This window comes from Bacteroidota bacterium (assembly GCA_019637975.1).
Classification (GTDB): domain Bacteria; phylum Bacteroidota; class Ignavibacteria; order UBA10030; family UBA6906; genus CAADGV01.
In genome coordinates, this window is record JAHBUR010000002.1 from 85,153 (window position 1) to 111,028 (window position 25,876).

Sequence of the window (25,876 nt, forward strand, 5' to 3'; positions counted from 1 at the left end):
GACTCATTCTACAAATCCGGGACTCTTATGTGCCGCAATATCAAAACACTCTTCAATTTTGACCCGCCAGCCACCAATGAGGAAGTCGAAGCTGCTTCGCTGCAGTTTGTTCGCAAGCTGAGCGGCTTCAACAAACCATCCGCTGCAAACCGTCCGGCCTTTGAACAGGCCGTAGCGGAAGTTGCCGCAGTAGCACGCAAGCTAATTGATTCACTCGAAACACAATCACCTCCGCGGAACAGGGAAGTAGAGGCGGAAAAAGCTCGTAAACGTGCCGCAATTCGATTCGGATGAGGCTGTTCTCATCTGTATGAACTCATTTCCGTTTTTCCTATCTTGTTCTCATGAAAATCGGAAATATCGAAATCGACAAGGGCATCCTTCTTGCGCCGATGGAGGATGTGACGGATTTGCCGTTTAGGGTCATCTGTAAGCGGCTGGGGGCGGATATCGTCTATACTGAGTTTGTGAATTCCGAAGGTCTTGTTCGTAACACGGAGAAGACCAAGAAAAAGATGCTCTTCTGGGAAGAAGAACGTCCGTTCGCAATTCAAATCTATGGCGGTGAACCCGCCTCGATGTACGGCGCAGCTCAACTTGCCGAGAGTTTCTCACCCGACATTATTGATATCAACTGCGGCTGCTGGGTGAAAGATGTAGCGATGCGTGGGGCAGGGGCGGGCCTGTTGCGCGATCTTCCGAAAATGGAAAAGATTGCCTCGACAGTCGTTAACGCGGTGAAGACGCCGGTAACGCTGAAGACGCGTCTCGGCTGGGACAAGAGCAGTATCCGTATTGTTGATGTAGCGAGAATGTGTGAAGCCGTCGGTATCCGGGCGCTTGCTGTCCATTGCCGCACACGCGATCAGGGTCACAAAGGCGAGGTTGATTATAGTTGGATTCCGAAGATCAAAGAAGCTGTGTCTATTCCCATTATCGTGAATGGAGATATTGTCTCCCCCCAGAACGTCAAGACTGTCTTTGATACAACAGGTTGTGATGCCGTCATGATCGGACGGGGAGCGGTTCTCAATCCATGGATTTTTCGTCAAGCGAAGCAGTTCATGGCAACGGGCGAGCTCTTGCCGGAACCAACAATTGAAGAACGTGTGGGTCTTTTGCGCGAACATCTGAAACTCTCGGTTGAATTCAAAGGCGAGCGGGCTGGCGTCATCGAACTTCGAAAACACTACTCGGGCTTCTTGCGCGGCATGCCGCATATCTCAAAAGTCCGGATGGAACTCATGCAGTATACCGAAGCGGAGCCGATACTTGAGCATCTCACAAACTTCTTGGAACTCTATTCTCCATCGTCCGAAGCGATTGCCGTTTAGGTGAGTCTTAAAATCAATGCCACTCGATACAAAAACTATCGTCTCAATCCTTGATGAAATGGGAACGTTGCTGGAATTGCAGGGAGCAAACCCGTTTAAATCCCGCGCATTTCATAACGCATCCCGCGCACTCGAAGGCGTTTCCGATGACATGGGTGATCTGGTTGACTCGGGAGGAATTCGGGAGATTCCGGGGATTGGAGAGAGTATAGCGAAGATCATTGCCGATCTCGTGACGAAGGGTCGGTCGAACGATTACGATGATCTGAAGAAGGCTTTTCCACCAGGTGTGCCTGAAATGCTGAGGATTTCAGGTCTTGGCCCGAAAAGGGTGAAGGTGTTGTTTGAGCAAATGAAGATCACGTCACTCGACGAGTTGCAGGACGCGGCAAGAGCCAACAAACTTGCCAACCTTGCCGGTTTTGGTGAGAAGACAGAGCAGAATATTCTCAAAGGAATCGAAGCTCTGCGTGTTCGAAGTGACAAGCATTTGTATCCTGCGGCATTCATTCCGGCGAATGCTATTCTTCATCATCTCAAGAAGCACAAGGGAGTTGTTCGAGCTGAAATAGCCGGAAGCCTGCGCCGGAAGAAGGAGGTGATAGGTGATGTCGACCTCGTGGTCAGTGCGAAGGATTCACAGCGTCCGGCAATCATGGATGCATTCGTGTCTCATCCTGAAGTTCAGAGAGTGGTCGGAAAAGGGGAGACAAAATCGAGTGTCGTGTTAACGGCAGGAATCAACTGCGATTTGCGAATAGTTGATGACAGCGAGTTTCCGTTTGCGCTGAATTACTTTACAGGCAGCAAGGAACATAATGTTGAAATGCGCACACGCGCGAAACAATTCGGCTGGAGCCTGAATGAGTACGGATTCTCGGAGATTGGAGCAGACGAAAAGCGTGGGAAGGCAAAGAAGATTGTCCGGTGCAAGGAAGAAGTTGATCTGTACAGAGCTTTGAAACTCAGTTATGTTCCTCCCGAACTCAGGGAAAATACCGGTGAATTCGTTGCAGCAGAAGCGGATGTGTTGCCGGATCTTATCGAGGAACGGGATATTCGCGGCACGTTCCATTGCCACACAACATATAGTGACGGCGTCAATTCTCTTGAACAGATGGCAAAGGCCGCGAAAGAGTTGGGTTGGGAGTATCTTGGCATTGCAGATCACAGCAAAGTTGCCGCGTACGCCGGAGGTTTGAGTGAAGAAAACGTGAAAGCGCAGTTCAAAGAAATTGATGAACTCAACAAGAGACTCAAGGGCTTTCGAGTCATCAAAGGGACGGAATGTGACATTCTGCCGAACGGTGATTTGGATTGGTCGGAGAACATTCTGGCCTCGTTCGAATATGTTGTCGCCTCGGTGCACAGCAGCTTCAAGAAGAATGAAAAGGAGATGACGAAACGAATCGTCAAGGCTTTGAAAAACAAGCACGTAACCATGCTTGGCCATCCGACGGGGCGATTGTTGTTGTCACGGGAGGGTTATCCCGTGAACATGGTTCAAATCATCAACTGCGCAGCCGATTACGGTAAGGCAATTGAAATCAATTCCCACCCGACAAGACTTGATCTGGACTGGCGACTTGTGAAGTACGCAAAAGAGAAAGGTGTCATGATTGCAATCAATCCGGATGCCCACAATATCGAAGGACTGCGGGATGTCTTCTATGGGGTGGGGATTGCCCGGAAAGGCTGGCTGGAGAAGAAGAATGTGTTGAATTCAAGACCACTTAAAGATATGCTTACGTTGCTACACATCTCCTAACGTGAAATGCCGAACGTCGTCTTTGTGCCTTTCAACAAAACAAAGCGGGTCAAAGCGGGGGCAACCATTCTTGCCGCTGCAAATCAGGCTGATGTGCCTATAGGACAATCGTGCAGTGGTGACGGTATTTGCGGATGGTGCAAAGTGACGGTTGTTTCCGGTACCGACAATCTTGCACCACCCACAAAGCTCGAAGCGAAATTGATCGCGGAGAAATTGTTCGGCCAAAACGAGAGGGCTGCCTGTCTGGCAATTGTGCGGGGAGATGTTGCAGTCACAACTTCGTACTGGTAGATGTAATTTAAATCGATATTGCCTCGGAATTCTGCTGATAGCCATCGGCGCCATCTTCCCACTCGATAGTCTTGGCATTGTGGCGTTCAGATCTCTGTTGTATCACTTCTGGCCCGTTCTCCTGATTCTCGTAGGGATCGGCATTCCCTAGAAGGGGCGGAAGCCAGAGTCTTTATCAAAACAACATCTTCACTAGCTCCTACAATCAAGCGATGCCACGATATCAACGTCACATATTTGTTTGCATAAACGAGAGAGAACCGGGACATCCGAAAGGTTGCTGTTTAGAGAAAGGTTCGGCTGAAGTTCGGGACAAGATCAAGGATGAACTCAAGAAACGGGGCCTCGCTCCGGTCGTTCGTGCCAACAACGCCGGTTGTCTTGATGCCTGCGAATACGGCGTAACATTGGTAATCTACCCTGAAGGGATCTGGTACGGAGGAGTCAAGAAGGAGGATGTTGAGGAGATTGTCGACCGCACGATTATTCATGGCGAGGTCATTCAACGCCTCTTGATTCCTAATGCACGGTACGTACCCGAATCATTGCAATACCCGAAGCTTCAAGAATAAGTAAACATGGCAACGACACGTACTCGAAAGCCCGCGCTCGAAGATTCGGAGAAGAAGAGGCAGCGGGCACACCACATCCTTACACTGCTGAAGAAGGAGTTCCCTCATCCTCTCACTGCACTCCATCATGAAAATGCGTTCCAGCTTCTGATTGCAACAATTCTCTCCGCCCAGTGCACAGATGAACGGGTGAATATGGTGACGCCAGGACTCTTCAAGAAATACAAGACTCCACAAGCATTTGCGGCTGCAAATCCTGCCGAACTTGAACAAGACATTCGCCCGACAGGTTTCTACCGGATGAAGACGAAGAATATCATCGGGTGTAGCAACGCCATCATGGAACGATACAAAGGAGAAGTTCCTGAAACGTTGGAGGAATTGGTAACACTGCCGGGGGTGGGCCGCAAGACCGCGAATGTTGTGCTTGGGCAGGTGTTCGGCATTGCATCAGGCGTCGTCGTCGACACTCATGTGCACAGGCTTTCGCGCCGTCTTGCCTTTACGCACCAGGATACGCCCGAGAAGATTGAAGAAGACCTGATGGAGTTGTTCCCGAAGAAGCAGTGGATTGATCTTGGAACCGTTCTGATTCTTCACGGAAGAAAAACGTGCATCGCGCGCGCGCCGCGCTGCGAATCCTGCCCCGTAAGTCAGCTCTGTCCGTCAGCAGAACTCTACTAAGTAAGGTACATCTCACAGACCAGCGGTATCCTGCGTCTGCGAAGGCACCTTCTCCTCCACAAAGGGTTGATGACTCACACCTTCAATGCGCGCCGACCCGGATTTTTGAACTGCACGAATGGCAGTGATGCAGTTTTCCTTTGATCTATACAAGACCCCCGAAATTGCGACAAGCTTGCCTGCATTAGTGCGAAGCTCCCATTTCCACTGAGTGTTGGCGTCATGAAAGAGATGATAAATCATCGTAACCTCCGTACGTGTCAGTGAGCGGTTCATGATCTCGCCTTCTCAACCCTGCGGGTCAGATGCGCGCAAAATGTTACGAAAGTCAATCCAAGAAGTCAAGTGACGGAAGGATTTGTGAGGGATTCCACAGCTTGCGGCCGAAAGCCCTAATTCTTGCTCAGCAATTGGTTGTGAAGGCGGTGAATACAAGACGGGCAAAAGTAGAGGAGTTTATAGTCGCCGATTTGTCGCTCAATGAGCATCGAAGTATTGTATTTCTCGCGACAAATTGAACATCTCTCCATATTGAGTTCTTCGGGTGGCTTCCCCTGCCTGATGACGGCCTTAAAACCAACGAATGCAACCACGAGGATGAGAAGAAGAAAGACGGATGCGAGAACGGTAAGTGTCACGAGTCGTCAGAGTTTCATGCTGAGGGAAACCCCGTCCCGGATGGGAAGGATTGTTGTGAAAAGTCGCGAATCGGAATAGAGCATCCTGTTGAAAGTGAGAATTGCTGCCGATGTTTCGTCTGGTGTGTTGGCGAGGATGCGCCCTTTCCACAGAACATTGTCCGCAAGGAACAGCCCGCCACGACGCAATTTGGGAATACCGAGAGAGAGTGCCCGCGGGTAAGCATGTTTGTCGATATCGCAGAACATAATATCAAAGGGCCCGTCCTCTGATGCGAGTACATCCAGTGCATCACCAACTCTGAAGTCAACCTTCTTGTCCAATCCTGCGCGGCGCAACCATTCCTTAGCGCGTGCGGCATTCTCTTCTTTCGTATCAGTGCAGATAACTCTCGCGTCGTCGGCAGTTCCCTTTGCAAACCAATACGCCGAGTAGCCGAAACCGGACCCCAACTCGAAAATGCGTCGGGCGTTTGCGGCAGACGCGAAGAGCGTCAACAGCCTTCCGACAAGGGGACCAACAATTGGAAAGTTGGTCTTACTCGCAAATGTTTCCATTTCAGTGAGAATAGAATCCCGTTCAGGAGAGACGTGTTTCAGGTATTCTTCAATAAGCGGATGAACGATGTTGAGATCAGTTTCTTGCATCCGAAACGTAGCGGATATTGTTGTATGAGATGTTGTTGAACAAATATACAGTAACTCTCTCAATTTTCAAATCTGAGAAGCAGCGCACCGGGGTTTCCCAGAAGTAGGAAATCGCTGCATTTGCATGAAGTCTTTTCCTGATAGTTCCGTCGAATTGTGAAGCTTCCGTGGCACGTAAACTGCGCGTTAATTGATTGATACGCATCTGCTCAGCAACACATGTCATTCTTTGAGGATCAATAAATGATCATTATCGAGTTCACACATCTTGATGAACTGTTTTCGGCATTGCGCAAACGGGAATACACGATCATCGGACCCGTTGCTCGTGACGGGGCAATTGCGCTCGACGTCATCTATTCTGCTTCCGATTTGCCGAAAGGCCATCATGATGAACAGCAGCCCGGCACGTACTTCCTGAGACATGAAAACGATGAGGCGCTATTCGGCTATGTCGTGGGTCCGCAATCCTGGAAGAAATATCTGTATCCCCCGCGCATGAAGCTCTTTTCTGCAAGCCGGGCAGGGAAGGGATTTGAGATTCTCCCTGATTCTGTTACGCCGCCCTCGAAATATGCGTTTGTAGGAGTGCGTCCTTGTGAAATCAGTGCAATGGTAATCAATGATGCCGTTTTTGACGGCGGTCAGTTTACGGATGCCAGATATGTGTCAACACGGAAAGGTTCGTGCGTCATCGCAGTGAACTGCACTCGCTCCGGCGGAAATTGCTTCTGTGCGTCGATGAATACCGGACCGAGGGCCACCCATGCATTCGATTTGTCGATGACCGAGATATGCGAGAACGGCACTCACCATTTTGTCGTCGAGGTTGGTAGCGAATTGGGACAGAGCATTCTTGATGAGGTCAAGCACAGAAAGGCCGAAAAGAGTGAAATGGAGCGTGCCTTGGAACTGCTGTCGACAACAGCGACAGGCATGGCCAAATCACTCGTAACCGAAGGATTGCCGCAATTGTTGAATGACAATTATGAACATCCCGAATGGGATGACGTGGCAAAACGATGTCTTGCGTGTGCCAACTGTACACTGGTGTGCCCGACATGTTTCTGTTCCACCGTCGATGATATAACAGACCTCACCGGCGATCATGCAGAACGGTGGAAACGATGGGACTCCTGCTTCACGTCGGATTTCACAAGAATCGCAGGCGGAAATATCCGCATGTCCACGCGTGCACGGTATCGTCAGTGGATGATGCACAAACTCGCGCACTGGCACGATCAGTTCGGGACATCGGGTTGCGTCGGGTGCGGACGCTGCATTACGTGGTGTCCTGTGGGGATTGACATTACACACGAGGCACAACGCATTCGGGAAACAAGTATCTCAACCATCAATACGTAAGGAGATTGAACATGGAAGACCTAACCATAATTCTCCGTCAGCATCCGTTCCTTCGCGGCTTGTCAGATGAGCACATGCAGACATTGATCGGGTGTGCTACAAACGTCAGGTTTGCAGAAAACTCCCGTCTCATCAACGAGGGTGAACTGGCGAACAAGTTCTTTCTGATCCGCAGCGGACGTGTTGCGCTGGAAGCAGAAGTGAGCGGGCGAGGCGGCATCCGCATTCAAACTGTAGGCCCCGGCGAAGTGCTTGGGTGGTCGTGGCTGATTTCCCCGTATCGCTGGCATTTCAGCGGTGTGGCCGTGATGGACACACGAGCGATTGCTCTCGATGCAGAATGTCTACGCAACAAATGCGAAACAGATGCTCACTTCGGCTATGAAATGTTGAAGCGTCTTGCTTCAGTAATGGAGCGCCGCCTCGAGGCAACGCGCTTGCAGTTGCTCGACATGTATGGCATTACCTCAACCGGAGTGACGCCATGAAGGATGAGTTGGCACATAGGTCGTCGAGCGTCGCTGATGCCATGCTAACCCACCCGGTCACAATCCGCAAAGTTATTTGGGAGAATGACGACACCTTTACGCTTACGCTGGACATGAACGGAATGCCGGATGCATTTTCGTTCCTTCCCGGTCAGTTCAATATGTTGTATGTCTACGGGGTCGGCGAGGCCGCTATTTCCATCAGCTCCGATCCGTTGAGAACCGGAACACTCGACCATACCATTCATCGGGTGGGGACCGTGACAACGGCACTCTCCCAGAAGAAGAGGGGCGATGTCATCGGGATACGTGGTCCGTACGGGTCAAATTGGCCGCTGGATGTTGCACGAAAACGCGACGTCTGCATTATCACCGGGGGCATCGGTCTTGCACCATTGCGGCCCGTAATCTACTCCCTCCTAAAAAAGCGTGAAGAATACGGACGCATCATCATTCTATATGGAGGCAGAAGCCCGCTGGATTTGCTCTACCGAGTGGAGCTTGAACGATGGGAAGATGAGAAGAATGTGGAAGTTCTGGTAACCGTTGATCGCGGGGACTCATCGTGGAAGGGTCACATTGGCGTCGTGACGTCTCTCCTGTCGTATATAAAGCTTGATACGCGCAACACGCTCGCGTATGTCTGCGGACCCGAGATCATGATGAAGTATACGATTGACGAGCTTGAGCGTCGCGGCTTGCCTCTTGATAGAGTCTACCTTTCGATGGAGCGGAACATGAAGTGTGCAGTCGGGTTCTGCGGGCATTGCCAGTACGGACCGACATTCATCTGCAAAGATGGCCCCGTGTTTCCGCTCCCTCGGATTCGATCATTGCTGGATAGAAAGGAGTTGTAGATATGCCGGCAAAAAAACCGAAGCTTGCAGTCTTCAAATTTGCATCTTGCGATGGCTGCCAACTCTCTCTTCTTGATGCAGAGGATGAACTCCTTCTAGTTGCAGGAGCTGTGGAGATTGCCAACTTCCCTGAAGCCAGCCGTCGCATACTACGCGGTCCGTACGATATCGGGTTGGTGGAGGGCAGCATAACAACTCCGCATGACGTTGAACGGATCAGGCATATTCGGAAGGAGTGCAAAGTTCTGATTACGATCGGAGCGTGTGCGACGGCCGGCGGCATTCAAGCGCTGCGGAATTGGAAAGATGTGAAGGAGTTTACGAGACTTGTGTACGCTTCTCCGGAACATATCTCGACACTCGACCGTTCAATGCCTGTCGGCTCGTATGTGCATGTCGATTTCGAACTGCGAGGATGCCCCATCAACAAGTATCAACTGATTGAAGTGGTCAATGCGTATCTCAACAAAAGAAAGCCGAACATACCTGCGCATAGTGTGTGCATTGATTGCAAGACCAAGGGAAATATCTGTGTGATGGTGGCGAAGGGCACGCCCTGTCTCGGCCCGGTTACGCAAGCAGGATGCGGGGCGCTCTGCCCCTCGTTCCATCGCGGTTGCTACGGCTGTTTCGGACCGATGGAAAGCCCGAACCCGGCCTCATTGAGCAAGCAACTGAAAGATTTGGAACTGGGAAATCATGATATCATGCTCTTGTTCCGCGGGTTCAACGCATACGCAGAGGCGTTCAGAAAGGAAAGTGACGCGCATGAAAAATAGAATCATCAAAGTAGATCAACTCGCCCGTGTCGAAGGTGAGGGGGCGGTGTTTGTCAAGATCAGCTTGGGGAAAGTGACTGATGTGAAGCTCAAGATCTTTGAGCCACCCCGCTTCTTCGAGGCGTTTCTTCGCGGACGGGACTACTCCGAAGCACCAGATATCACGGCTCGTATTTGCGGCATTTGTCCCGTCGCATATCAGATGAGCGCCGTAACGGCAATGGAGGATGCCTTCGAGATAGAAGTGGATGGCCAACTGCGTGAACTGAGAAAGCTCCTCTACTGCGGCGAATGGATTGAAAGTCACGTTCTTCATATCTACATGCTTCATGCGCCCGATTTCCTAGGTTATGAAGATGCCCTGCTTCTCGCAAAAGACCAGCCGGACCTTGTGAAGAAAGCCCTTCGCATGAAAAAAATCGGCAACGATCTTATGACTCTGATCGGAGGACGGGAGATCCATCCGATTAATGTCAAAGTGGGCGGATTTTACCGTGTTCCGACAAAATCTGAACTGGAGCAAAAACGTGATGACCTGAAATGGGGACTGGATGGTGCAATTGAGACGGCTAAACTTGTCAATACCTTTGAGTTCCCTGATTTCGAAGTTGACTATGAGTTTGTATCGTTGAAGCAGCCGAATGAATATCCACTCATAGGCGGCAGGTTCGTCAGCAGCAGCGGATTGGATATCGCCATTCGTGAATACGAATTTCACTTTGAAGAACGGCATATCGCGCATTCAAACGCCCTCCATTCGGTGGAGAAGGGAAAAGGCCCGTACGCCGTTGGCCCGCTTGCCCGCTTCAACCTGAGTTTCGAGACCCTGTCGGAAACCGCACAGCAAGTGGCAAGAGATATCGGGTTGGCGCCGGTAGTAAAGAATCCGTTCAAGAGTATTATCGTTCGCGCTATCGAAACCATTCACGCATATGAAGAATCTCTTCGAATCATTACCCAATACGAAGAGCCGGAACACCCGTCGGTTGAAGTGTGGCCGCAAGCCGGTATCGGTTTCGGAGCAAGTGAGGCGCCTCGAGGCACCCTCTATCACCGCTATCGGGTAAATGATGACGGGACGATTCTCGATGCCAAGATTGTGCCCCCCACAGCGCAAAATCAGCCAACAATAGAAAGCGATTTACGTCTTTTCGTTTCGGCGAACGTTGACTTGCCGCGTGAGGAACTGACGTGGAAGGCAGAGCAGGCAGTGCGCAACTACGACCCGTGTATATCGTGCGCAACACATTTTGTAACTTTAGAGAAGGAGTAAGACTTGCGTCGGCTGTAATGCCAATGAGGGTTATCTTCTGAAAGGAGGGTAGAAATATGGCAACACGCTATGAACACACACAAATCGGTATGGTTATGGTGGGAATGCTTGCGCTGGGGATTTTCTGTGCAACATTCTGGATGATCTATCTTGGATTCAGTTGGATAGGTCTGATTGCGCTTGTTGCACTTGACGCGTCCTTGATGCTGTTCTCGACACTGACAGTGAGAATTGAGAATCGCATCTTGCTGATTTCCTTCGGGCCGGGAGTGATTCGCAAGGCTTTCGACTTGAATCAGGTGCGAGAATGTTTCGTAGTCTTAACTCCGACTCACCATGGCTTCGGTATTCGCTGGATGCCTGAGAGTTGGCTCTACAACGTGCCGGGTACACACGCAGTTGACCTGACCATGAAAAACGGCACGCACTATCGCATAGGTACCGATGCTCCGGAAGATCTGGCACAAGCGATTCAACGGGTTATTCATGCGTGATGCGGACGACAACATCCGCAAGGCATAAGGGGATGGTGATGCAACAGAGTAAAACACCTTCTGCCAGAAAGACGACGAGCACACGGAAAGCCCGGTCGTTGCTGGTCATAGGTGTTGGCAATGAGTACAGAAGTGATGACGGGTTGGGCATCTGCGTTCTTCGCACGTTGCGTCGTCGCATGAGTAACGACATGAGAATGATAGAACTCAGTGGGGAGGGAACATCGCTTATGTCCGCGTGGAGGGAGGCGGAGCATGTACTCATCATTGATGCTGTGGTGTCGGGTGGGCCGGCGGGTATGTTGCATCGCCTTGATGCAAGGCGCGATCGGATTCCCAAGTATCTCTTTCATTCGTCGAGTCATACATTTGGCGTAGGCGATGCCATTGAACTTGCGCGAGAACTTGATGAGCTCCCGCAATCTCTCATCCTGTACGGTCTTGAAGGCGAATCGTTCGAGGCTGGTGTAGGGCTTTCGGAGTCGGTGGTGCGAATGGTGCCGGATCTCATTCATTTAGTCGAACGTGATATTGAGCGACTGTTGCGCGCAGAGTAGTGCTTCTAAATCCTCCATGATCCTGCCACACTTCCAACTCCTAAATATGACAAAAAGGAGGGTTGGGAGTCCCATTTGTTGGAAATTACCCAATCAGTGCTGCTGAAAATCGACGGAAAATCTCACTTTAGAGGGCATGATTGTTGACTTATGCTACAGTAACCTCGACAGGCTGAATTTTTGTCAACTCGGTGAGAGAAATGCACATTGCTAATATGACCCGGCTGCGGGTTGCGATTCACGGCGCCGTACAAGGCGTGGGCTTTCGTCCGTTCATCTACAGGCTCGCGTCTGATTGTCACCTGAACGGCTGGATTGAGAATTCCCCGCAGGGGGTATGCATTGAGGTTGAGGGTGGGAAAGAATCGTTGGAGAGATTTCTTCTTCGCGTTGTTTCGGAGAAGCCGGTGCACTCTTCGATTCAAAGCCTCGAAGCAACGTACCTCGACCCTGCAGGCTATTCCGGTTTTGAAATCCAATCGAGCAATCATGCTGGTAAGCAAACGGCACTTGTTCTTCCCGACATTGCAACATGCCCTGATTGTTTGCGCGAGATGCTCGATCCGTTGAACCGCCGGTATCTGTATCCCTTCATCAACTGCACACATTGTGGCCCGCGGTTCAGCATCATTCAGTCGCTTCCGTACGATCGCGTCAACACAACGATGAAGCAATTTGAGATGTGTGACGAGTGCCGGCATGAATATGAGAACCCGCAGGATAGGCGATTTCACGCTCAACCGATCGGCTGTCCGCAATGCGGTCCACGCATTGAACTGTGGGCACAGACCGGAACGATTCTCTCCAGAGGCCAGGAAGCGCTGACCACCGCTGCAACATCCATTCAACAAGGCATGATTGTCGCGCTAAAAGGACTCGGAGGTTTCCACCTTCTTGTTGATGCAGGGAACGAGGATGCTGTAGTGAAACTGCGATACAGAAAGCGTCGCGAGGCAAAGCCGCTTGCGGTGATGTTTCCTTCACTTTCGGAAATTGAGACGGCATGTGAAGTATCTGCTTTGGAACGTCAGGCCCTTCAATCCCCGGAAGCACCAATCGTTCTTCTCCGGAAACGTTCGGAAAGCACTTCAAGAGTTGCGCCGTCAGTATCTCCGGCAAACCCGTACATTGGCGCAATGCTCCCGTATACGCCGCTTCACCATCTTGTAATGCAGAAATGCAGTATCCCTCTCGTTGCGACGAGCGGAAATGTTTCCGATGAACCCATCTGCATTGATGAAAACGAAGCGTTGCAGAGGCTTCACGGAATTGCCGATGTGTTTCTTGTCCACAACCGCCCCATTCAACGGCATGTTGATGATTCGGTTGTAAGAGTCATGTTGGGCAGAGAACAGGTATTACGGCGGGCCAGAGGATACGCTCCCCTTCCGATTCGATTGAAGTATGACGTGCCGACGATGATGGCCCTCGGCGCGCATCAGAAGAACACGGTATCAGTGTCAACCGGAAGAAGTGTGTTCATAAGTCAACACATTGGTGATCTTGAAACGCCTGAAGCATTTAATGCGTTTACGAATGTTGCCGCCGACCTTCGAGGTCTTCTCGCTATTTCTCCGGAACTGATCGCAACAGATATGCACCCCGACTATCTTTCAACACAACATGCACAGTCTATCGGACTGCCTATCACGCAAGTCCAGCATCACATTGCCCATGTAGCAGCGTGCATGGCTGAGAATGAACTTGATGACAATGTATTGGGTGTGTCATGGGATGGGACAGGACTCGGATGTGACGGAACGATATGGGGTGGGGAGTTCTTTCTTGTGCACGGCTCAGAGTTCACACGCGTTGCAACGTTCAGGGAGTTTTGTCTTCCCGGCGGTTCGCAGGCCGTCCGCGAACCACGCCGCACTGCAATTGGTTTGATGCATACAATGCTCGGAGATGATGTTTTTATTATGAAAGATCTGTTGCCGGTTTCGGCGTTCACACATACGGATTTGAGACTACTCCAGCGGGTGATGGTTCAAGGGGTGAATTCTCCCCGAACGACAAGTGTCGGTCGTCTGTTCGACGCTGTCGCGTCGATTGTGAATCTTGCACACAAGGTAAGCTACGAAGGTCAAGCTGCGGTAGCGCTGGAGTATGCCATTGATGACCATGAAAACCAATCCTTCTACGAATATCATATCGAAACAAAGCAAAGCGAGCCGCTGCTATTCAGTATTGATTGGGCTCCGATGATTGTTGGGATTATTCATGATGTGAATTCTGAAATTCCGATTTCGTGTATTTCAGCAAAATTCCATAACACTCTTGTCGAGATGATTGTGGGCGTTGCGCGTCTCCAAGGAGCCCAGCGAATTGCGTTGACCGGTGGCTGTTTTCAGAACAAGTACCTCACGGAGCGTGCAGTGAAACGGCTTCGTGAAGAAGGATTCACCCCGTATTGGCATCAACGAATTCCACCGAATGACGGTGGAATTTCTCTCGGGCAGATCGCCTTTGCCGCGAGGATGGAGGCGAGCGCAAAAAACATGCATGACCACGACCTGCTGCACAGTTCTTTTGTGCTGATTCCATCTGATAACTAAAGTGTCACGAAAAGGAGGCCTGTAATGTGTCTCGCAATTCCGGGAAAGGTATTGACGATAGAGAAGGATGCTCAACCAGTGATGGGAAATGTCAGCTTTGCAGGCATTCAACGGCGTGTTTGTCTCGAATGGCTTCCCGACATAAACGTGGGAGAGTATGTTCTTGTGCATGTAGGCTTTGCTCTGAGCAAAGTTGATGAAAAGGAGGCGAAGGAGACGCTGGATATTCTGCAGAAGATGAGGGACGGGCTTGATGACCTAAAAGAAGACGGAGATTTGTAGCGTGAGATTCATCGATGAATATCGAGATGGTGAAACAGCCCGGCGCTATGCCGAAGAAATCAAGAGGATCACTACCCGTACGTGGACTCTTATGGAAATCTGCGGCGGGCAAACACATTCCATTATAAAGAGTGGAATTGAGTCTCTCTTGCCCGCTGAAATCCAACTGTTGCACGGGCCCGGTTGCCCTGTGTGCGTGACACCCCTCGAAATTATCGACAAGGCGATAGCGATTGCCTCACGCTCGGACGTCATCTTCACGTCGTTCGGGGATATGTTGCGCGTACCGGGCTCACACAAGGACCTTCTTTCGGTGAAAGCCGAAGGAGGAGATGTCCGGATGGTGTACTCACCCCTCGACGCATTGACAATCGCTAAGAACAATCCTGACAAGCGGGTAGTCTTCTTTGCCGTGGGGTTCGAGACCACAGCCCCAGCTAATGCAATGGCCGTGAAAGAAGCACGCAAGCAGAGCATTGTGAATTTCTCAATACTGAGTTCGCATGTCCTGGTTCCACCTGCTATTGCAGCAATTCTCTCATCTTCAACAAACAAGGTTCAAGGATTGCTCGCAGCGGGTCACGTCTGCACCGTCATGGGGTATGAAGAGTACTTTCCTCTTGCTGAGCAGTACAAAGTGCCGATTGTTGTTACGGGTTTTGAGCCGGTTGATATTCTTCAAGGAATCTACATGACGGTAAAGCAACTTGAAGAAGGTCGTTACGAGGTGGAAAACCAGTATTCGCGTTCTGTACGCAGAGAAGGGAATCCTGCAGCACGGGCATTGCTGAAAGAAGTGTTTGCTGTAATAGATCGGAAATGGCGCGGCATCGGCGAAATTCCATCAAGCGGATTCGGCCTATCGGAACTGTATACCGAGTTTGATGCGGAACAAATATTCGGCGTTGAATCCATTGAGGTTCAAGAACCTGCTGTGTGCATTGCAGGAGACGTGCTGCGAGGAATACGCAAACCTCAGGAATGCCCCGCCTTTGGAAACGAATGTAAGCCCGAACATCCGCTCGGCGCGCCGATGGTGTCGTCCGAGGGTGCTTGCGCCGCATACTACAACTACAAAAGAATACGAAACACAATAGCAACCCAATGACTATGAACGCAAGCTACGCCCTGACCAATCCAATTTCACTGCTTGTTGATAAGCAGTCGGAAGAATTTACGCGCGAGGATATGCTATCGGTGATCGAGCAGAAACGCATCGAAAGAATTACCTTCCGGTACACTGCGCTCGATGGCAAGCTGAAAGAACTGAAGATTCCGGTATCCAGTCGGTATCAGGCCGAACGTATTCTTGCAGATGGCGAGCGGGTTGACGGATCCTCGTTGTTCAAAGGAATGGTCGATACCGCATTATCCGATCTGTATGTGGTTCCTGTGTACAAAACTGCATTCCTTAATCCGTTTGATGAAAGCAGCTTGGATTTCATCTGCCGCTACCTGACGCGTGAGGGGCAACTGGCTCCTTTTGCGCCTGATACCATTCTTCATAATGCAAGCAGGCTGTTCAAAGAACAAACGAAACTGGAATTGTACGCCCTCGGAGAGCTCGAGTTCTTCCTGTTAAGCGAGAAGAGATCAAACATCTATCTTTCCTCGAAACAACGAGGGTATCACGCAGCCGGCCCGTTTGTGAAAAGCGGATTAGTGTTGGATGAAATGGTTCGATACATCTCGCAGTGTACCGGCTCTGTGAAGTACGCCCACAGTGAGGTGGGATATGTTGAGAGTGTGCGCAGTGATGTGGAAGAGATCGCCGGAAAGCAAGCCGAGCAGTTGGAGGTGGAATTTCTTCCGCAACCGATTGAAGATGCGGCAGATTCTCTCGTTCTGGCCCGCTGGCTGATCCGGAATGTCGCCTACAAACACGGCTGCGTTGCAACATTCACACCAAAACTCGAAGAGGGTGTTGCCGGAAACGGCTTGCACGTGCATATGGAAGTTCTTCGCGATGGAAAGAATATCATGACGGATGAGTCGGGAAAGCTTTCCGGAACGGCAAAGAAAGTGATTGGCGGACTGTGTACGTACGCGGACTCACTCACTGCTTTCGGGAACACCGTGTCTGCCGCGTACTTGCGGCTCGTTCCAAACCAGGAGGCGCCGACGAGAATTTGCTGGAGCGACATGAATAGAAGCGCGATGATTCGTGTGCCGCTCGGGTGGGCAAGTCTGAACAATCTTGCCCAAGTTCTGAATCCGCAGCAGAAGCAAAAATTGGAACAGCGCGAAGGACGCCAAACAGTGGAACTGAGGAGCCCCGATGGAAGTGCCATGGTCCATCTGCTGATGGCCGGAATCACAATGGCAGCGGAATGGGGCTTGACATCCGATGAGTCGACAAATATCGCTCAACGACTCTATGTCGCAGGGAACATATTCAAAGATCAGAAACTCCTTGCCACGTTGACTGCACTTCCCACTAGTTGCGTGGAGTCATCCCGCATCCTTGCTGAAAAGAGGCAACTCTACGAGAGGGAAGGAATCTTCCCCCCGAGCATCATTCACTATGCTGCAAAGTTGCTTGCCAATGAAGATGATGAAGATATGAACCTGCGTTTGGTTGATTTGCCTGCCGACGACCGCCTGCATGAAACGAGGCGTATTATGCATCAGGACATTCATCGACATTGAAGCAAGAAGGCTGTATACGTTACATTATTCACAAAACAAAGGAAACCATATGATACAGAGATTCCTCCTCGGAGCGTTGCTTACAATCGTGTGTGTTGGGTACGTGAATGCACAAGCATTCGACCCGGCACGAAAAGGAGCGGAATATTGTGCTGAGAAGAAGCAAAACTCCATCCACCAATTCGACCGGCTTGCGTTATCGCCCGGAAGCCCGAAGCACTCCTTCGACGTTTTGGACTACAAGCTTGACCTTGATCTATACAGTTGCTTTCTCAGTCCGTATCCGAAGTCGTTTACAGCCAGCAACGTGGTCACCTTTCGCGTCGATTCAGTACTGTCCACCATTGCGCTGAACGCCGTGAACACATCGATGGTTATTGACTCTGTTGCGCTGGCGGGCGTTTCGTTTACCCATACATCCAACATTCTGACAATCACACTTGACTCGATGTATCAGGAGGGAAGCATAGTTCAGGTGAAAATCTACTATCGCCACCTGAATGTCAGCGATGGTGCGTTCTACGCAAGCAACGGCATGATCTTCACCGATTGTGAGCCTGAGGGTGCCCGAAAATGGTTTCCGTGCTGGGACAGGCCCTCCGACAAGGCGACGTTGAATCTTACGACAAAAGTACCCGCCACGGTGAAGCTCGGTTCTAACGGCCGACTTGCCGATTCCACCCGCATCGCCGATACTATCTGGTACAATTGGATTAGCCGCGATCCTATAGCAACGTACTTGATGGTGATGTCGGGAAAGGTGAATTACAATCTTGATATTGTTCATTGGAAGAATCCCCAAAGTCCGAACGATAGTATTCCGATCAGATTCTATTGGAATGCTGGTGAAAATCAGACAAATCTCAACAATATCAAGACAAAGATCATCCCGATGACAACGGAGTTTTCGCGCTTGTACGGCGATTTTCCGTTTGAGAAGAACGGCTTTGCAACATTGAACAGTCAGTTTACATGGGGGGGGATGGAGAACCAGACATTGACGAGCCTTTGCGCAAATTGCTGGAGCGAGAATCTCGTGTCGCACGAACATGCGCATCAGTGGTTCGGTGATATGATTTCGCCGGCAACATGGGCTGACTTGTGGCTGAACGAGGGATTTGCAACATACAGCGAGGCAATCTGGTTCGAGTACACAGGCGGCTATACGTCATACAAGAATGATATCAACGGTAACGCAAGCGGGTACCTGAGCGGCAATCCGGGTTGGCCAATTTACAATCCCTCGTGGGCAGTGACAACTCCTCCGACAAGCACGCTTTTTAACACGGCTATCACGTATTACAAAGGCGCATGTGTTCTCCACATGCTTCGTTATATGTTGGGCGATTCCACGTTTTTTGCTGCCATTAAAGCGTACGCGGCGGACGCCGTGAATTTCAAACACAAATCGGCTGCTACTGCGGACTTCATCGCGAAGATCAATGATGCCACGGGGCAGAATCTGACGTGGTTCTTCGATCAGTGGATCTATCAGCCGAATCATCCTGTCTATCAAAACGGGTATTATTTCACTTCGTTGGGAGGCGGCGAATGGCGTGCAACGTTTGTAACGCGGCAAACGCAGACAAATCCGCCATTCTTCCGGATGCCCATCGAACTTAAGTTTACATTCTCAACAGGTTCTGACACAACGATCAGAGAGATGAACGATGTGAACAATCAGATATTCACGTTCACGTTCAACCGGCAGCCGACCGGTTTGCAATTCGATCCCGGAAACAATATCGTATTGAAGCAGGCGACAACAGTGGTCGGAGTGCCGGCGGGGGCAGTGCTGCCCGGCGAGTTTACTTTACATCAGAACTACCCGAATCCGTTCAATCCGGTAACTACTATCAAGTACGATATTCCGCAGCAGGCACATGTGAGGTTAACCGTGTACGATCAATTGGGCAGACAAATCGAACAGCTTGTGAACGAGGAGATGCCCGGCGGCAGTTATGCCGTTCAGTTTGATGGTTCGCGGTACAGTTCCGGCGTGTACTACTACAGGCTGGAAGCGGGGAACTATGCAAAGACAATGTCATTGGTATTAGTGAAATAGATGGCGAAGAAGACTGAAATCAACTTCGATGGTGGGATGTCTTGCCCGATTCCCTTAACGGAATACAAGCATGTTCTGCTCGCTCACGGAAGCGGCGGCAAGCTGACGCATCAGTTGATTCAGAAGGTGTTTCTGTCGCAATTCAAGAATGAGGCGCTTGAGCCTTTGCATGACGGCGCAATTCTAAACATCAATGGCTCACGCCTCGCTTTTTCAACCGATTCATTCGTAGTAAACCCCATCGTCTTTCCGGGCGGAAGTATTGGAGAGTTGGCAGTAAACGGAACAGTAAACGACCTCGCTGTTTGCGGCGCCAAGCCATTGTTCATCGGCGTAGGCTTCATCATTGAAGAAGGCTTCTCCATGGAGGAGTTGTGGCGGATTGCTGTTGCCATGCAAGAGGCCGCGAGGAAAGCGGGCGTCATGGTAGTAACGGGGGATACCAAGGTTGTCGAGCGCGGCAAGGCGGACAAGATATTCATCAACACGTCCGGCATCGGGGTTGTTGAGGAGGGCGTTGATATCAGCCCGAAAAACATCAAACCGGGTGATGCCATTATCGTGAGCGGAACGATTGCCGATCACGGCATTGCGATCATGTCCGTTCGGGAAGGGCTTGAATTCGAAACGCAAATCACAAGCGACACAGCCCCGCTGAACGACTTGGTTGAGAGGATGTTTTCCGCAAGTAAGCGAATACGTGTGCTGCGTGACGCGACAAGGGGTGGAGTGGCCAGCGTTCTGAATGAGCTTGCCGAAAGTTCCGGAATAGGGCTCACAATCGTTGAGGAGAGGATTCCGCTCAAAGAAGAAGTACGCGGCGCATGCGAGCTTCTCGGGTTCGATCCGTTGTACGTTGCAAACGAAGGGAAACTCCTTGCCATTGTCCCGAAAGAAGTTGCAGAAGCCGTTCTTGAAGCTATGCGCTCGCATCCGTTAGGGGTTGATGCGCAAATTATTGGCGAGGCAACAATGGATCATCCCCGGATAGTTGTCATGAAGAGCAGAATCGGCGGCACACGGGTTGTAGATATGCTTTCAGGCGAGCAATTGCCCAGAATCTGCTGACAAAACGTAAGTCGTGATTTTTGTCCGAGTTTCTGCTCAATATCTCATATCTTCTTACCTACTATTTCCTGTTAGGAGAATTGGATGATTCCCGATCGCCAACGATCTCTTGATCTGTTGTTTGAATACACAAAAACCGACAGCCTCCGAAAGCATGCGCTTGCGGTCGAAGCTGCGATGCGTGCGTATGCCCGCAAATTCGGCGAAGATGAAGAGAAGTGGGGGACTGTCGGGCTGCTGCACGACTTCGATTATGAGATGTATCCACGGGTTCCGGATCACCCGATGAAGGGTTCGGAGATATTGCGGGAGCATGGCTATTCAGAAGAAATTCGGACAACTATCATCAGTCACGTTCCCGCGATGCAGGTGCCACGGGAAACGCTTATGTCGAAGACACTGTTTGCCTGCGATGAACTTAGCGGGTTCATCGTTGCATGTGCGATGGTACGCCCCAACAAATTGGCTGATCTGAAGGCTTCATCGGTGAAGAAGAAGCTAAAGGATAAGGCGTTCGCAAGGACCGTCAGCAGGGAGGATATTCAGTTGGGAATTGAGGAGATTGGAATTGGTACAGACGAGCATATAGAATTCGTTATCTCTGCCCTCTCTAACATATCTAAAGACATTGGGTTAGACTGACCAACGTCAATAAAAAAGTTGCCTTTCTACCAAAAATCAAATGCAACGCCAACCCCCCAATCCTCCCGTCTCAGGTCATAGTATTGGCTGAAAACATCCAGCCCGTTGTAGTAGCTCAGGAATATCCGAAGTCCGGTTGACGACCATTCGCCGAGCTTTATCCCCATCTCAGAATGATGAGTAGCGACGTAGGAGGGAATCCCTCTTAGCGTCATATTGTAAGCAAGATAGAGATTGAACGGTCGCCCGAGAACTGAACCTGCCGCCTCCGGTGTATAGAATTCCATCCCCCCGTGACCCTCAATCCTCTTGATTTCAGTAGGACGAATGAGCGTGGCATAGCTGATTCCGGCGTAGATTCTACCGGAAACCCACGATCCGCGAAAGTCGTACATACCGAGCAGCTCACCGAAATCCCGCGTAAACGGGATGGGAGCACGGCCATCCTTCCAGGTTTGCGTTGAGTTGTTGAAATGCCCGTCGAGAAAATGGGCGCTCAGATGCAAAAGTCTGAGTCGCAATGTGAACCGGGAACTCGTTTCGTGTGTTGAAATGTATGTTACATGTCCGCCGAAAAAGCCGTCGACTGCATCAATCTGAAGCCGTAGGCCTTCCGAATTCGTGGAAAGAGCATACGTGAAGAAATCTATGCCAAGTCTAATAATGTCAGTAGAATCCGTTGATGTTCTGAACTCCAACATATCAACAGATGCGCCTATGTCCACCTTCAGCCGAGATGTGCGAATATCCTTGCAAAGCCCGACCCTCGGTTCCTGAAGCGACGCACGAAGCGGAGCCGTGAGAAGTCTGCCCGGGAGGAATGTGAATTGCGAGGTGTTGTCACCTGCCTGCGATGAGCCGGCGCCGATAACAAGTTGAAGGAGAAGGAGAATGCTGGGAGTGTGGCGCATTAAGAAATTGCTGAAGTTGTCATGGAAACGAACTCAATATATGCAAGTGATGAAGGAGTATCAACGTTGAATATCAGCAGAGATTTGACTAACTTTTTGCCATTCTTGTGAGCATATCATTCATATCGGAGAAAGATAATGAAGCGTACGTTAGCTGCAATCGTCATATTTGCGACCATCGTTTCAATGACATTTGCTCAAGAGGAGCCGATTCCGCCGAAACGTTCGAAAGCTGCAAAGATCGGCGGGTTGGGCGGCTTCACGCCGAGCTGGCTTTTTGTTGATGTGAAGGAGATTAACAACTTCCTTCAAGCCGGCAAGGCTGCCCCCTTGAAGGAGAACGGCGTATTTCTCACCGGCGGGGCAGGCGCAGCGTATATTATGGTTATCCCCAACCTGCGTGTTGGTGGATTAGGAATGAGCGGCTCAATCAGCAGTTCATCGCTTGATGCTTCCGGCTTGCGGCGTGACGCGAAGCTTCATATCGGGTTCGGCGGCGTGACGTTTGAATACGTTGTTCCGATTGTTGAGAGATTTGACGTGGCGTTCGGCTCGATGTTCGGCGGCGGCGGAATTGACATTACCTTGAGGCAAAACTCAAGCGGCCAGAACACGTGGCAGGGAGAACAAGGCTACCTTGGCGGAGGGAGCGCGGTACCGAATAACACCCGCGAACTGAACGGCTCATTCTTTGTTATCGTGCCCTCAATTAATTTCGAGTATAGCCTGTTGAGTTGGATCGGTGTGCGTGTCGGAGCAAGTTATGCTGCAATGATTGCCCCGTCGTGGAAGGTTGATGGAGAATATGACCTGATGGGAGTCCCGGGCGGCGTCAACGGTAGAGGCTTCATGATCAACGCCGGTTTGTTTGTCGGCACGTTTTAACCGGGAGAAATTGGCAGAAAAACAAACGGCGGCTCCGAAAGCCGCCGTTTCTATTTGTGTTCGGTGAACTGAACTGTTTTCCACCGGGCAAACAAGTCCTTACAGCGGCTCCGCTGATACTTGCCTGTTGAGGTAACCGGCACATCGTTCCCAAATATAATTACCTTCGGAGATTTTGCGAACGGCAGATGTTTCCGGCAGTAGGATTTCACCTCGGCTTCCGTAAGTTCCACCCCATTCTTCGTCATGACGTATGCACCGACTTCTTCGCCATACCAGTCATTTTCGAACGCAACTGCAATGCCTGCGTGGACACCGGGCATCTTCATCAACACTTCATCAATCTCGAAGGGAGAGATATTGACGCCGCCACGAATGATCAGTTCCTTGAGGCGACCTGTGATGAAAAAGAACTTCCTGTTCTGCTCGTCATACGTGAAGAATCCCTCATCACCGCTGCGGAACCAATGGAACGCAAATGTCTTTTCGTTTGCGTCGGGGTTCTGGAAATAGTACTTCATCACGTTGTGGCCGCGTATGACAATCTCACCCTTCTCGCCTTCACCCATCTCCTTGCCGTTCTCGTCGTGAATTGCCATTTCATTCACGGGAAGCGGCACGCCGATTGACGGGTACCCGAACTCGGACATCCACATCTTATGCTCTTTCGGCGTCAGATCGATCGGGCGGAAACAAGAATAGCAGGTCGTCTCTGAAAGTCCGTACCCGTGCATGATGGGGATTTTGAACTGCTGCTCGAACTTCATGGCAAGTTCGACTGTCAGCGGCCCGGCCCCGCAGATGATGTGCCGGAAATGGGCAAGCTTGTAGGCGTCCATGTTCAGCTTTGCGTGGAGCAGAAACTGAAGCAGCGTAGGCACAACACTGACTACGGTGACCCGTTCGCTGCTGATCCGTTCGAAGAATTTGTCGGGATGGAATTTCTGATTCAATACAACGCCGCAGCCCGCATACAAGGGCGTAAAAAGCGTAACGATGGTGCCATTAACGTGATGAATCGGCAGTACACACATCATCCGTTGATCATCCGAAATGCGGTGCCATTCGGCAATCGCCATCGCATCAACGAGAAGATTGTATTGAACAAGAACGACACCCTTCGGATGTCCTGTCGTTCCCGACGTGTATACAATCAACGCTTCGTCCTCGAGAGAAGGCGAGGAAGCAGGTTTGAACACAGGCGAATGCTTGCCGATTTCTTTGACAAAATGGGGAACGGAGGGATTGGTGACCTGGCCGGTCTCAACGATCACCTGAAGAGAAGTGACGTTCTTTGATATCTTCTGAATGCGCTCGAGAAACTGGTCGCGGACAAAAGCGAGTTTGGTGTTTGAATTCTGTAGAATGTAAGCAATGCGTTCATCGTCTTCCCCGACATTGATGGGAACAACAACCGCCCCCAGCAAAAATGCGGCAAAGTACTGAATCACCGTATCCGCATGGTTAAACGAGACTGTAGCGATACGATCGCCCTTCTTGATTCCACTCGCCTGAAGAAAGTTTGCAGTCCGGCACGCCTCTTCACAGAACTCGTGATACGCATATTCCTTCCGGTATCCTTCGTCACTGTAGAAGATGAGAAACGGCTTGTGTTCATACTGATCGGCTTTCTCACGCAAGAGCTCGCCGATGTTTCTGTACGGAACCATCGGGCTTGTTGGCGGAATGCCGTTGACGGTCTGGGCGTTCAGGATTTTTCCGGACAAAGCTTCCGGAAGGGAATCAGCCGGGGATGTCATAGAACAGATCGATCAATCAATACGAGGATCGGGGAAAATTACATGATTCTACTTCTTTTCCATCCAACTCGCCCAATACTCCTTCCATTCGGCTTCTTCACCGGCGGGAAGAACATGTATCGGGTTCAAGCCATCGAGCATTACTGCGTACTCATCCGTATGCGTTTTTGTTGCCTGACCTTTCAGCGCTTTCGGATGCGGACCGTGATGAATGCCGCGGGGATGGAGAGTCACCATCCCGGCTGTGATGTTGTCGCGGCTGAAAAAGTTGCCGTCGTGATAGAAAATGAACTCATCGTAATCCGTGTTCCGGTGGAAGAACGGAACCTTCAGGGCTTCAGGATCCTCCTCAAGGGGACGCGGCAGGAAACTGCACACAATCGCCCCTTGTGTGATGAACGTTGTGTGGGCGCTCGGCGGTAAGTGGGCGCGATGGCTCATGATCGGGCGGATATCCCTCATGTTCAGCTTCCAGACTGTCAGGTCGCCTTTCCATCCCACAACATCAATCGGGTTGAAGGGATAGGTAACTGTTGTGAATTCGTCTTCCACTTTAATGCGGACGTCCCACTCATTTTTGTCGTCGAGATTGGGTTGAGGATCGGGCGTTACAATCACTCCCGGGTCATACAAGGCGTGTTGTCCGATAAGCCCTTTGTCGGGTTGCTCAAATTCTGTTTTCGATTGGATGATGAGGAAGAAGTTGTCTTTCGTTGATGGAATGACTCTGTACGTTACCGCCCTCGGAATATTAATGTAGTCGCCCTTCTCGAACGTCAGCGGCCCGAAGTCCGTTTCGATGACTCCCTCACCCCGATGCACAAAATACAACTCATCACCATCGGCATTGCGGTAGTAGAAGGGCATCGGCTCGGTTCTACGTGAGACGTACAGCGTCACATCGTTGTTGCCGATAAATGCCACGGGCGCCCCTTTGGGATCGTGCTGGTCGGTCGGTTTCAACTTGTTGCAGTCAATACAGTGCGGCCGGAGTTTCCCTTCAAACCGGATCCATCCTGTTGGCGGATTGGCATGGTACAGATGTGCTGCCTTTCCTGAAAAGCCCTTGCGCCCGTGCTCCTCCTCATAAGTCCCCTGCGGAAGTGCAACGTGAGCTTGCTTTGTTGTGAGCCCTTTCTTGAGCGGATACATGTACTCTCCTTGGTTAGTAAAAACGTGCCGGTTTGGATCGGGGATTGGCTGCAATCCACCCGCAATATAGCAGGTGTGGCGGTAATCAGCAAGCAGAATTTATGGAGGGGAGACTAACAAAAAAGGGGTTGCCCTTGCAAGGCAACCCCGAAT

Annotated in this window: 27 protein-coding genes; 21 read left to right on the top strand and 6 right to left on the bottom strand. The window is 50.8% G+C overall.

The window, feature by feature from the left end; all coding sequences use genetic code 11:
- The first annotated feature begins 27 nt into the window (after positions 1-27).
- The 6 genes from KF749_01310 to nth all read left to right on the top strand — a co-directional run bounded on the left by KF749_01310 (position 28) and on the right by nth (position 4,652).
- A complete protein-coding gene (locus KF749_01310) occupies positions 28-294 on the top strand; it encodes a DUF2277 domain-containing protein (GenBank protein MBX2989785.1) in 267 nt (88 codons plus the stop codon).
- Between the two features lie 50 nt (positions 295-344).
- A complete protein-coding gene (gene dusB, locus KF749_01315) occupies positions 345-1,334 on the top strand; it encodes a tRNA dihydrouridine synthase DusB (GenBank protein MBX2989786.1) in 990 nt (329 codons plus the stop codon).
- Between the two features lie 16 nt (positions 1,335-1,350).
- Entirely contained in the window at positions 1,351-3,102 is a 1,752-nt protein-coding gene (gene polX, locus KF749_01320) for a DNA polymerase/3'-5' exonuclease PolX (protein ID MBX2989787.1), read from the top strand.
- 6 nt (positions 3,103-3,108) lie between these two features.
- On the top strand, positions 3,109-3,396 hold the full coding sequence (locus KF749_01325; GenBank protein MBX2989788.1) for a (2Fe-2S)-binding protein: 288 nt from the start codon (positions 3,109-3,111) through the stop codon (positions 3,394-3,396).
- 212 nt (positions 3,397-3,608) lie between these two features.
- Complete coding sequence (locus tag KF749_01330) at positions 3,609-3,968, top strand: (2Fe-2S) ferredoxin domain-containing protein (GenBank protein ID MBX2989789.1); 360 nt, start codon at positions 3,609-3,611, stop codon at positions 3,966-3,968.
- A gap of 6 nt (positions 3,969-3,974) precedes the next feature.
- A complete protein-coding gene (gene nth / locus KF749_01335) occupies positions 3,975-4,652 on the top strand; it encodes an endonuclease III (protein ID MBX2989790.1) in 678 nt (225 codons plus the stop codon).
- Positions 4,653-4,664: 12 nt separating this feature from the next.
- Here the strand turns inward: nth and KF749_01340 are convergent, their stop codons facing one another.
- From KF749_01340 to KF749_01350, 3 genes are all read right to left on the bottom strand, one after another.
- On the bottom strand, positions 4,665-4,928 hold the full coding sequence (locus tag KF749_01340) for a DUF1508 domain-containing protein (GenBank protein MBX2989791.1): 264 nt from the start codon (positions 4,926-4,928) through the stop codon (positions 4,665-4,667).
- Between the two features lie 116 nt (positions 4,929-5,044).
- Positions 5,045-5,290, bottom strand: a complete 246-nt coding sequence (locus KF749_01345; protein MBX2989792.1) for a hypothetical protein — start codon at positions 5,288-5,290, stop codon at positions 5,045-5,047.
- 6 nt (positions 5,291-5,296) lie between these two features.
- Positions 5,297-5,938: an O-methyltransferase gene (locus KF749_01350; GenBank protein MBX2989793.1), complete on the bottom strand. Its 642-nt coding sequence runs from the start codon at positions 5,936-5,938 to the stop codon at positions 5,297-5,299.
- Positions 5,939-6,181: 243 nt separating this feature from the next.
- Between KF749_01350 and KF749_01355 the strand changes: the two genes are divergently transcribed.
- The 14 genes from KF749_01355 to KF749_01420 all read left to right on the top strand — a co-directional run bounded on the left by KF749_01355 (position 6,182) and on the right by KF749_01420 (position 21,015).
- Complete coding sequence (locus KF749_01355; GenBank protein MBX2989794.1) at positions 6,182-7,303, top strand: 4Fe-4S dicluster domain-containing protein; 1,122 nt, start codon at positions 6,182-6,184, stop codon at positions 7,301-7,303.
- Positions 7,304-7,314: 11 nt separating this feature from the next.
- Complete coding sequence (locus KF749_01360; protein ID MBX2989795.1) at positions 7,315-7,791, top strand: cyclic nucleotide-binding domain-containing protein; 477 nt, start codon at positions 7,315-7,317, stop codon at positions 7,789-7,791.
- A gap of 41 nt (positions 7,792-7,832) precedes the next feature.
- Positions 7,833-8,648 carry an FAD/NAD(P)-binding protein gene (locus KF749_01365; GenBank protein ID MBX2989796.1) on the top strand — a complete coding sequence of 272 codons (816 nt, stop codon included), beginning with the start codon at positions 7,833-7,835 and terminating at the stop codon, positions 8,646-8,648.
- A gap of 2 nt (positions 8,649-8,650) precedes the next feature.
- The gene (locus KF749_01370) at positions 8,651-9,427 is read left to right on the top strand and encodes an oxidoreductase (GenBank protein ID MBX2989797.1); all 777 of its coding nucleotides are present in this window, start codon (positions 8,651-8,653) and stop codon (positions 9,425-9,427) included.
- Positions 9,417-10,700: a Ni/Fe hydrogenase subunit alpha gene (locus KF749_01375; protein MBX2989798.1), complete on the top strand. Its 1,284-nt coding sequence runs from the start codon at positions 9,417-9,419 to the stop codon at positions 10,698-10,700. Before KF749_01370 ends, KF749_01375 begins: the two co-directional genes overlap by 11 nt.
- Positions 10,701-10,756: 56 nt before the next feature.
- A complete protein-coding gene (locus KF749_01380) occupies positions 10,757-11,194 on the top strand; it encodes a hypothetical protein (GenBank protein ID MBX2989799.1) in 438 nt (145 codons plus the stop codon).
- Between the two features lie 38 nt (positions 11,195-11,232).
- Positions 11,233-11,751, top strand: coding sequence for a hydrogenase maturation protease (locus tag KF749_01385; GenBank protein MBX2989800.1), 519 nt, complete (start codon positions 11,233-11,235; stop codon positions 11,749-11,751).
- Between the two features lie 200 nt (positions 11,752-11,951).
- Positions 11,952-14,309, top strand: coding sequence for a carbamoyltransferase HypF (gene hypF / locus KF749_01390; protein ID MBX2989801.1), 2,358 nt, complete (start codon positions 11,952-11,954; stop codon positions 14,307-14,309).
- Positions 14,310-14,333: 24 nt separating this feature from the next.
- Complete coding sequence (locus KF749_01395) at positions 14,334-14,591, top strand: HypC/HybG/HupF family hydrogenase formation chaperone (GenBank protein ID MBX2989802.1); 258 nt, start codon at positions 14,334-14,336, stop codon at positions 14,589-14,591.
- A 1-nt stretch (position 14,592) separates the two neighbouring features.
- Positions 14,593-15,699 (top strand): hydrogenase formation protein HypD, encoded by a 1,107-nt coding sequence (hypD, locus tag KF749_01400; GenBank protein MBX2989803.1) that lies wholly within the window; start codon positions 14,593-14,595, stop codon positions 15,697-15,699.
- Positions 15,696-17,240: a glutamine synthetase gene (locus KF749_01405; protein MBX2989804.1), complete on the top strand. Its 1,545-nt coding sequence runs from the start codon at positions 15,696-15,698 to the stop codon at positions 17,238-17,240. Before hypD ends, KF749_01405 begins: the two co-directional genes overlap by 4 nt.
- A gap of 49 nt (positions 17,241-17,289) precedes the next feature.
- Positions 17,290-19,305 (top strand): T9SS type A sorting domain-containing protein, encoded by a 2,016-nt coding sequence (locus tag KF749_01410; protein ID MBX2989805.1) that lies wholly within the window; start codon positions 17,290-17,292, stop codon positions 19,303-19,305.
- Between the two features lie 36 nt (positions 19,306-19,341).
- Positions 19,342-20,373 carry a hydrogenase expression/formation protein HypE gene (hypE, locus tag KF749_01415; GenBank protein MBX2989806.1) on the top strand — a complete coding sequence of 344 codons (1,032 nt, stop codon included), beginning with the start codon at positions 19,342-19,344 and terminating at the stop codon, positions 20,371-20,373.
- An 84-nt stretch (positions 20,374-20,457) separates the two neighbouring features.
- Entirely contained in the window at positions 20,458-21,015 is a 558-nt protein-coding gene (locus tag KF749_01420) for an HDIG domain-containing protein (protein ID MBX2989807.1), read from the top strand.
- Between the two features lie 26 nt (positions 21,016-21,041).
- Here the strand turns inward: KF749_01420 and KF749_01425 are convergent, their stop codons facing one another.
- Positions 21,042-21,926 (bottom strand): hypothetical protein, encoded by an 885-nt coding sequence (locus KF749_01425; protein MBX2989808.1) that lies wholly within the window; start codon positions 21,924-21,926, stop codon positions 21,042-21,044.
- 138 nt (positions 21,927-22,064) lie between these two features.
- On the opposite strand from KF749_01425, the gene KF749_01430 reads away from it, so the two are divergent.
- Complete coding sequence (locus KF749_01430; GenBank protein ID MBX2989809.1) at positions 22,065-22,811, top strand: hypothetical protein; 747 nt, start codon at positions 22,065-22,067, stop codon at positions 22,809-22,811.
- A 50-nt stretch (positions 22,812-22,861) separates the two neighbouring features.
- Here the strand turns inward: KF749_01430 and KF749_01435 are convergent, their stop codons facing one another.
- Together KF749_01435 and KF749_01440 are read right to left on the bottom strand one after the other, a co-directional pair.
- On the bottom strand, positions 22,862-24,571 hold the full coding sequence (locus KF749_01435; GenBank protein MBX2989810.1) for an acyl--CoA ligase: 1,710 nt from the start codon (positions 24,569-24,571) through the stop codon (positions 22,862-22,864).
- A gap of 48 nt (positions 24,572-24,619) precedes the next feature.
- Positions 24,620-25,723, bottom strand: coding sequence for a homogentisate 1,2-dioxygenase (locus tag KF749_01440; GenBank protein MBX2989811.1), 1,104 nt, complete (start codon positions 25,721-25,723; stop codon positions 24,620-24,622).
- Positions 25,724-25,876 lie beyond the last annotated feature (153 nt).

Coding starts and splice junctions, on each gene's coding strand:
- KF749_01310 (MBX2989785.1), top strand. CDS start 28: ATGTGCCGCAATATCAAAACACTCTTCAATTTTGACCCGCCAGCCACC.
- dusB (MBX2989786.1), top strand. CDS start 345: ATGAAAATCGGAAATATCGAAATCGACAAGGGCATCCTTCTTGCGCCG.
- polX (MBX2989787.1), top strand. CDS start 1,351: ATGCCACTCGATACAAAAACTATCGTCTCAATCCTTGATGAAATGGGA.
- KF749_01325 (MBX2989788.1), top strand. CDS start 3,109: ATGCCGAACGTCGTCTTTGTGCCTTTCAACAAAACAAAGCGGGTCAAA.
- KF749_01330 (MBX2989789.1), top strand. CDS start 3,609: ATGCCACGATATCAACGTCACATATTTGTTTGCATAAACGAGAGAGAA.
- nth (MBX2989790.1), top strand. CDS start 3,975: ATGGCAACGACACGTACTCGAAAGCCCGCGCTCGAAGATTCGGAGAAG.
- KF749_01340 (MBX2989791.1), bottom strand. CDS start 4,928: ATGAACCGCTCACTGACACGTACGGAGGTTACGATGATTTATCATCTC.
- KF749_01350 (MBX2989793.1), bottom strand. CDS start 5,938: ATGCAAGAAACTGATCTCAACATCGTTCATCCGCTTATTGAAGAATAC.
- KF749_01355 (MBX2989794.1), top strand. CDS start 6,182: ATGATCATTATCGAGTTCACACATCTTGATGAACTGTTTTCGGCATTG.
- KF749_01360 (MBX2989795.1), top strand. CDS start 7,315: ATGGAAGACCTAACCATAATTCTCCGTCAGCATCCGTTCCTTCGCGGC.
- KF749_01365 (MBX2989796.1), top strand. CDS start 7,833: ATGCTAACCCACCCGGTCACAATCCGCAAAGTTATTTGGGAGAATGAC.
- KF749_01370 (MBX2989797.1), top strand. CDS start 8,651: ATGCCGGCAAAAAAACCGAAGCTTGCAGTCTTCAAATTTGCATCTTGC.
- KF749_01375 (MBX2989798.1), top strand. CDS start 9,417: ATGAAAAATAGAATCATCAAAGTAGATCAACTCGCCCGTGTCGAAGGT.
- KF749_01380 (MBX2989799.1), top strand. CDS start 10,757: ATGGCAACACGCTATGAACACACACAAATCGGTATGGTTATGGTGGGA.
- KF749_01385 (MBX2989800.1), top strand. CDS start 11,233: ATGCAACAGAGTAAAACACCTTCTGCCAGAAAGACGACGAGCACACGG.
- hypF (MBX2989801.1), top strand. CDS start 11,952: ATGCACATTGCTAATATGACCCGGCTGCGGGTTGCGATTCACGGCGCC.
- KF749_01395 (MBX2989802.1), top strand. CDS start 14,334: ATGTGTCTCGCAATTCCGGGAAAGGTATTGACGATAGAGAAGGATGCT.
- KF749_01405 (MBX2989804.1), top strand. CDS start 15,696: ATGACTATGAACGCAAGCTACGCCCTGACCAATCCAATTTCACTGCTT.
- KF749_01410 (MBX2989805.1), top strand. CDS start 17,290: ATGATACAGAGATTCCTCCTCGGAGCGTTGCTTACAATCGTGTGTGTT.
- hypE (MBX2989806.1), top strand. CDS start 19,342: ATGTCTTGCCCGATTCCCTTAACGGAATACAAGCATGTTCTGCTCGCT.
- KF749_01420 (MBX2989807.1), top strand. CDS start 20,458: ATGATTCCCGATCGCCAACGATCTCTTGATCTGTTGTTTGAATACACA.
- KF749_01425 (MBX2989808.1), bottom strand. CDS start 21,926: ATGCGCCACACTCCCAGCATTCTCCTTCTCCTTCAACTTGTTATCGGC.
- KF749_01430 (MBX2989809.1), top strand. CDS start 22,065: ATGAAGCGTACGTTAGCTGCAATCGTCATATTTGCGACCATCGTTTCA.
- KF749_01435 (MBX2989810.1), bottom strand. CDS start 24,571: ATGACATCCCCGGCTGATTCCCTTCCGGAAGCTTTGTCCGGAAAAATC.
- KF749_01440 (MBX2989811.1), bottom strand. CDS start 25,723: ATGTATCCGCTCAAGAAAGGGCTCACAACAAAGCAAGCTCACGTTGCA.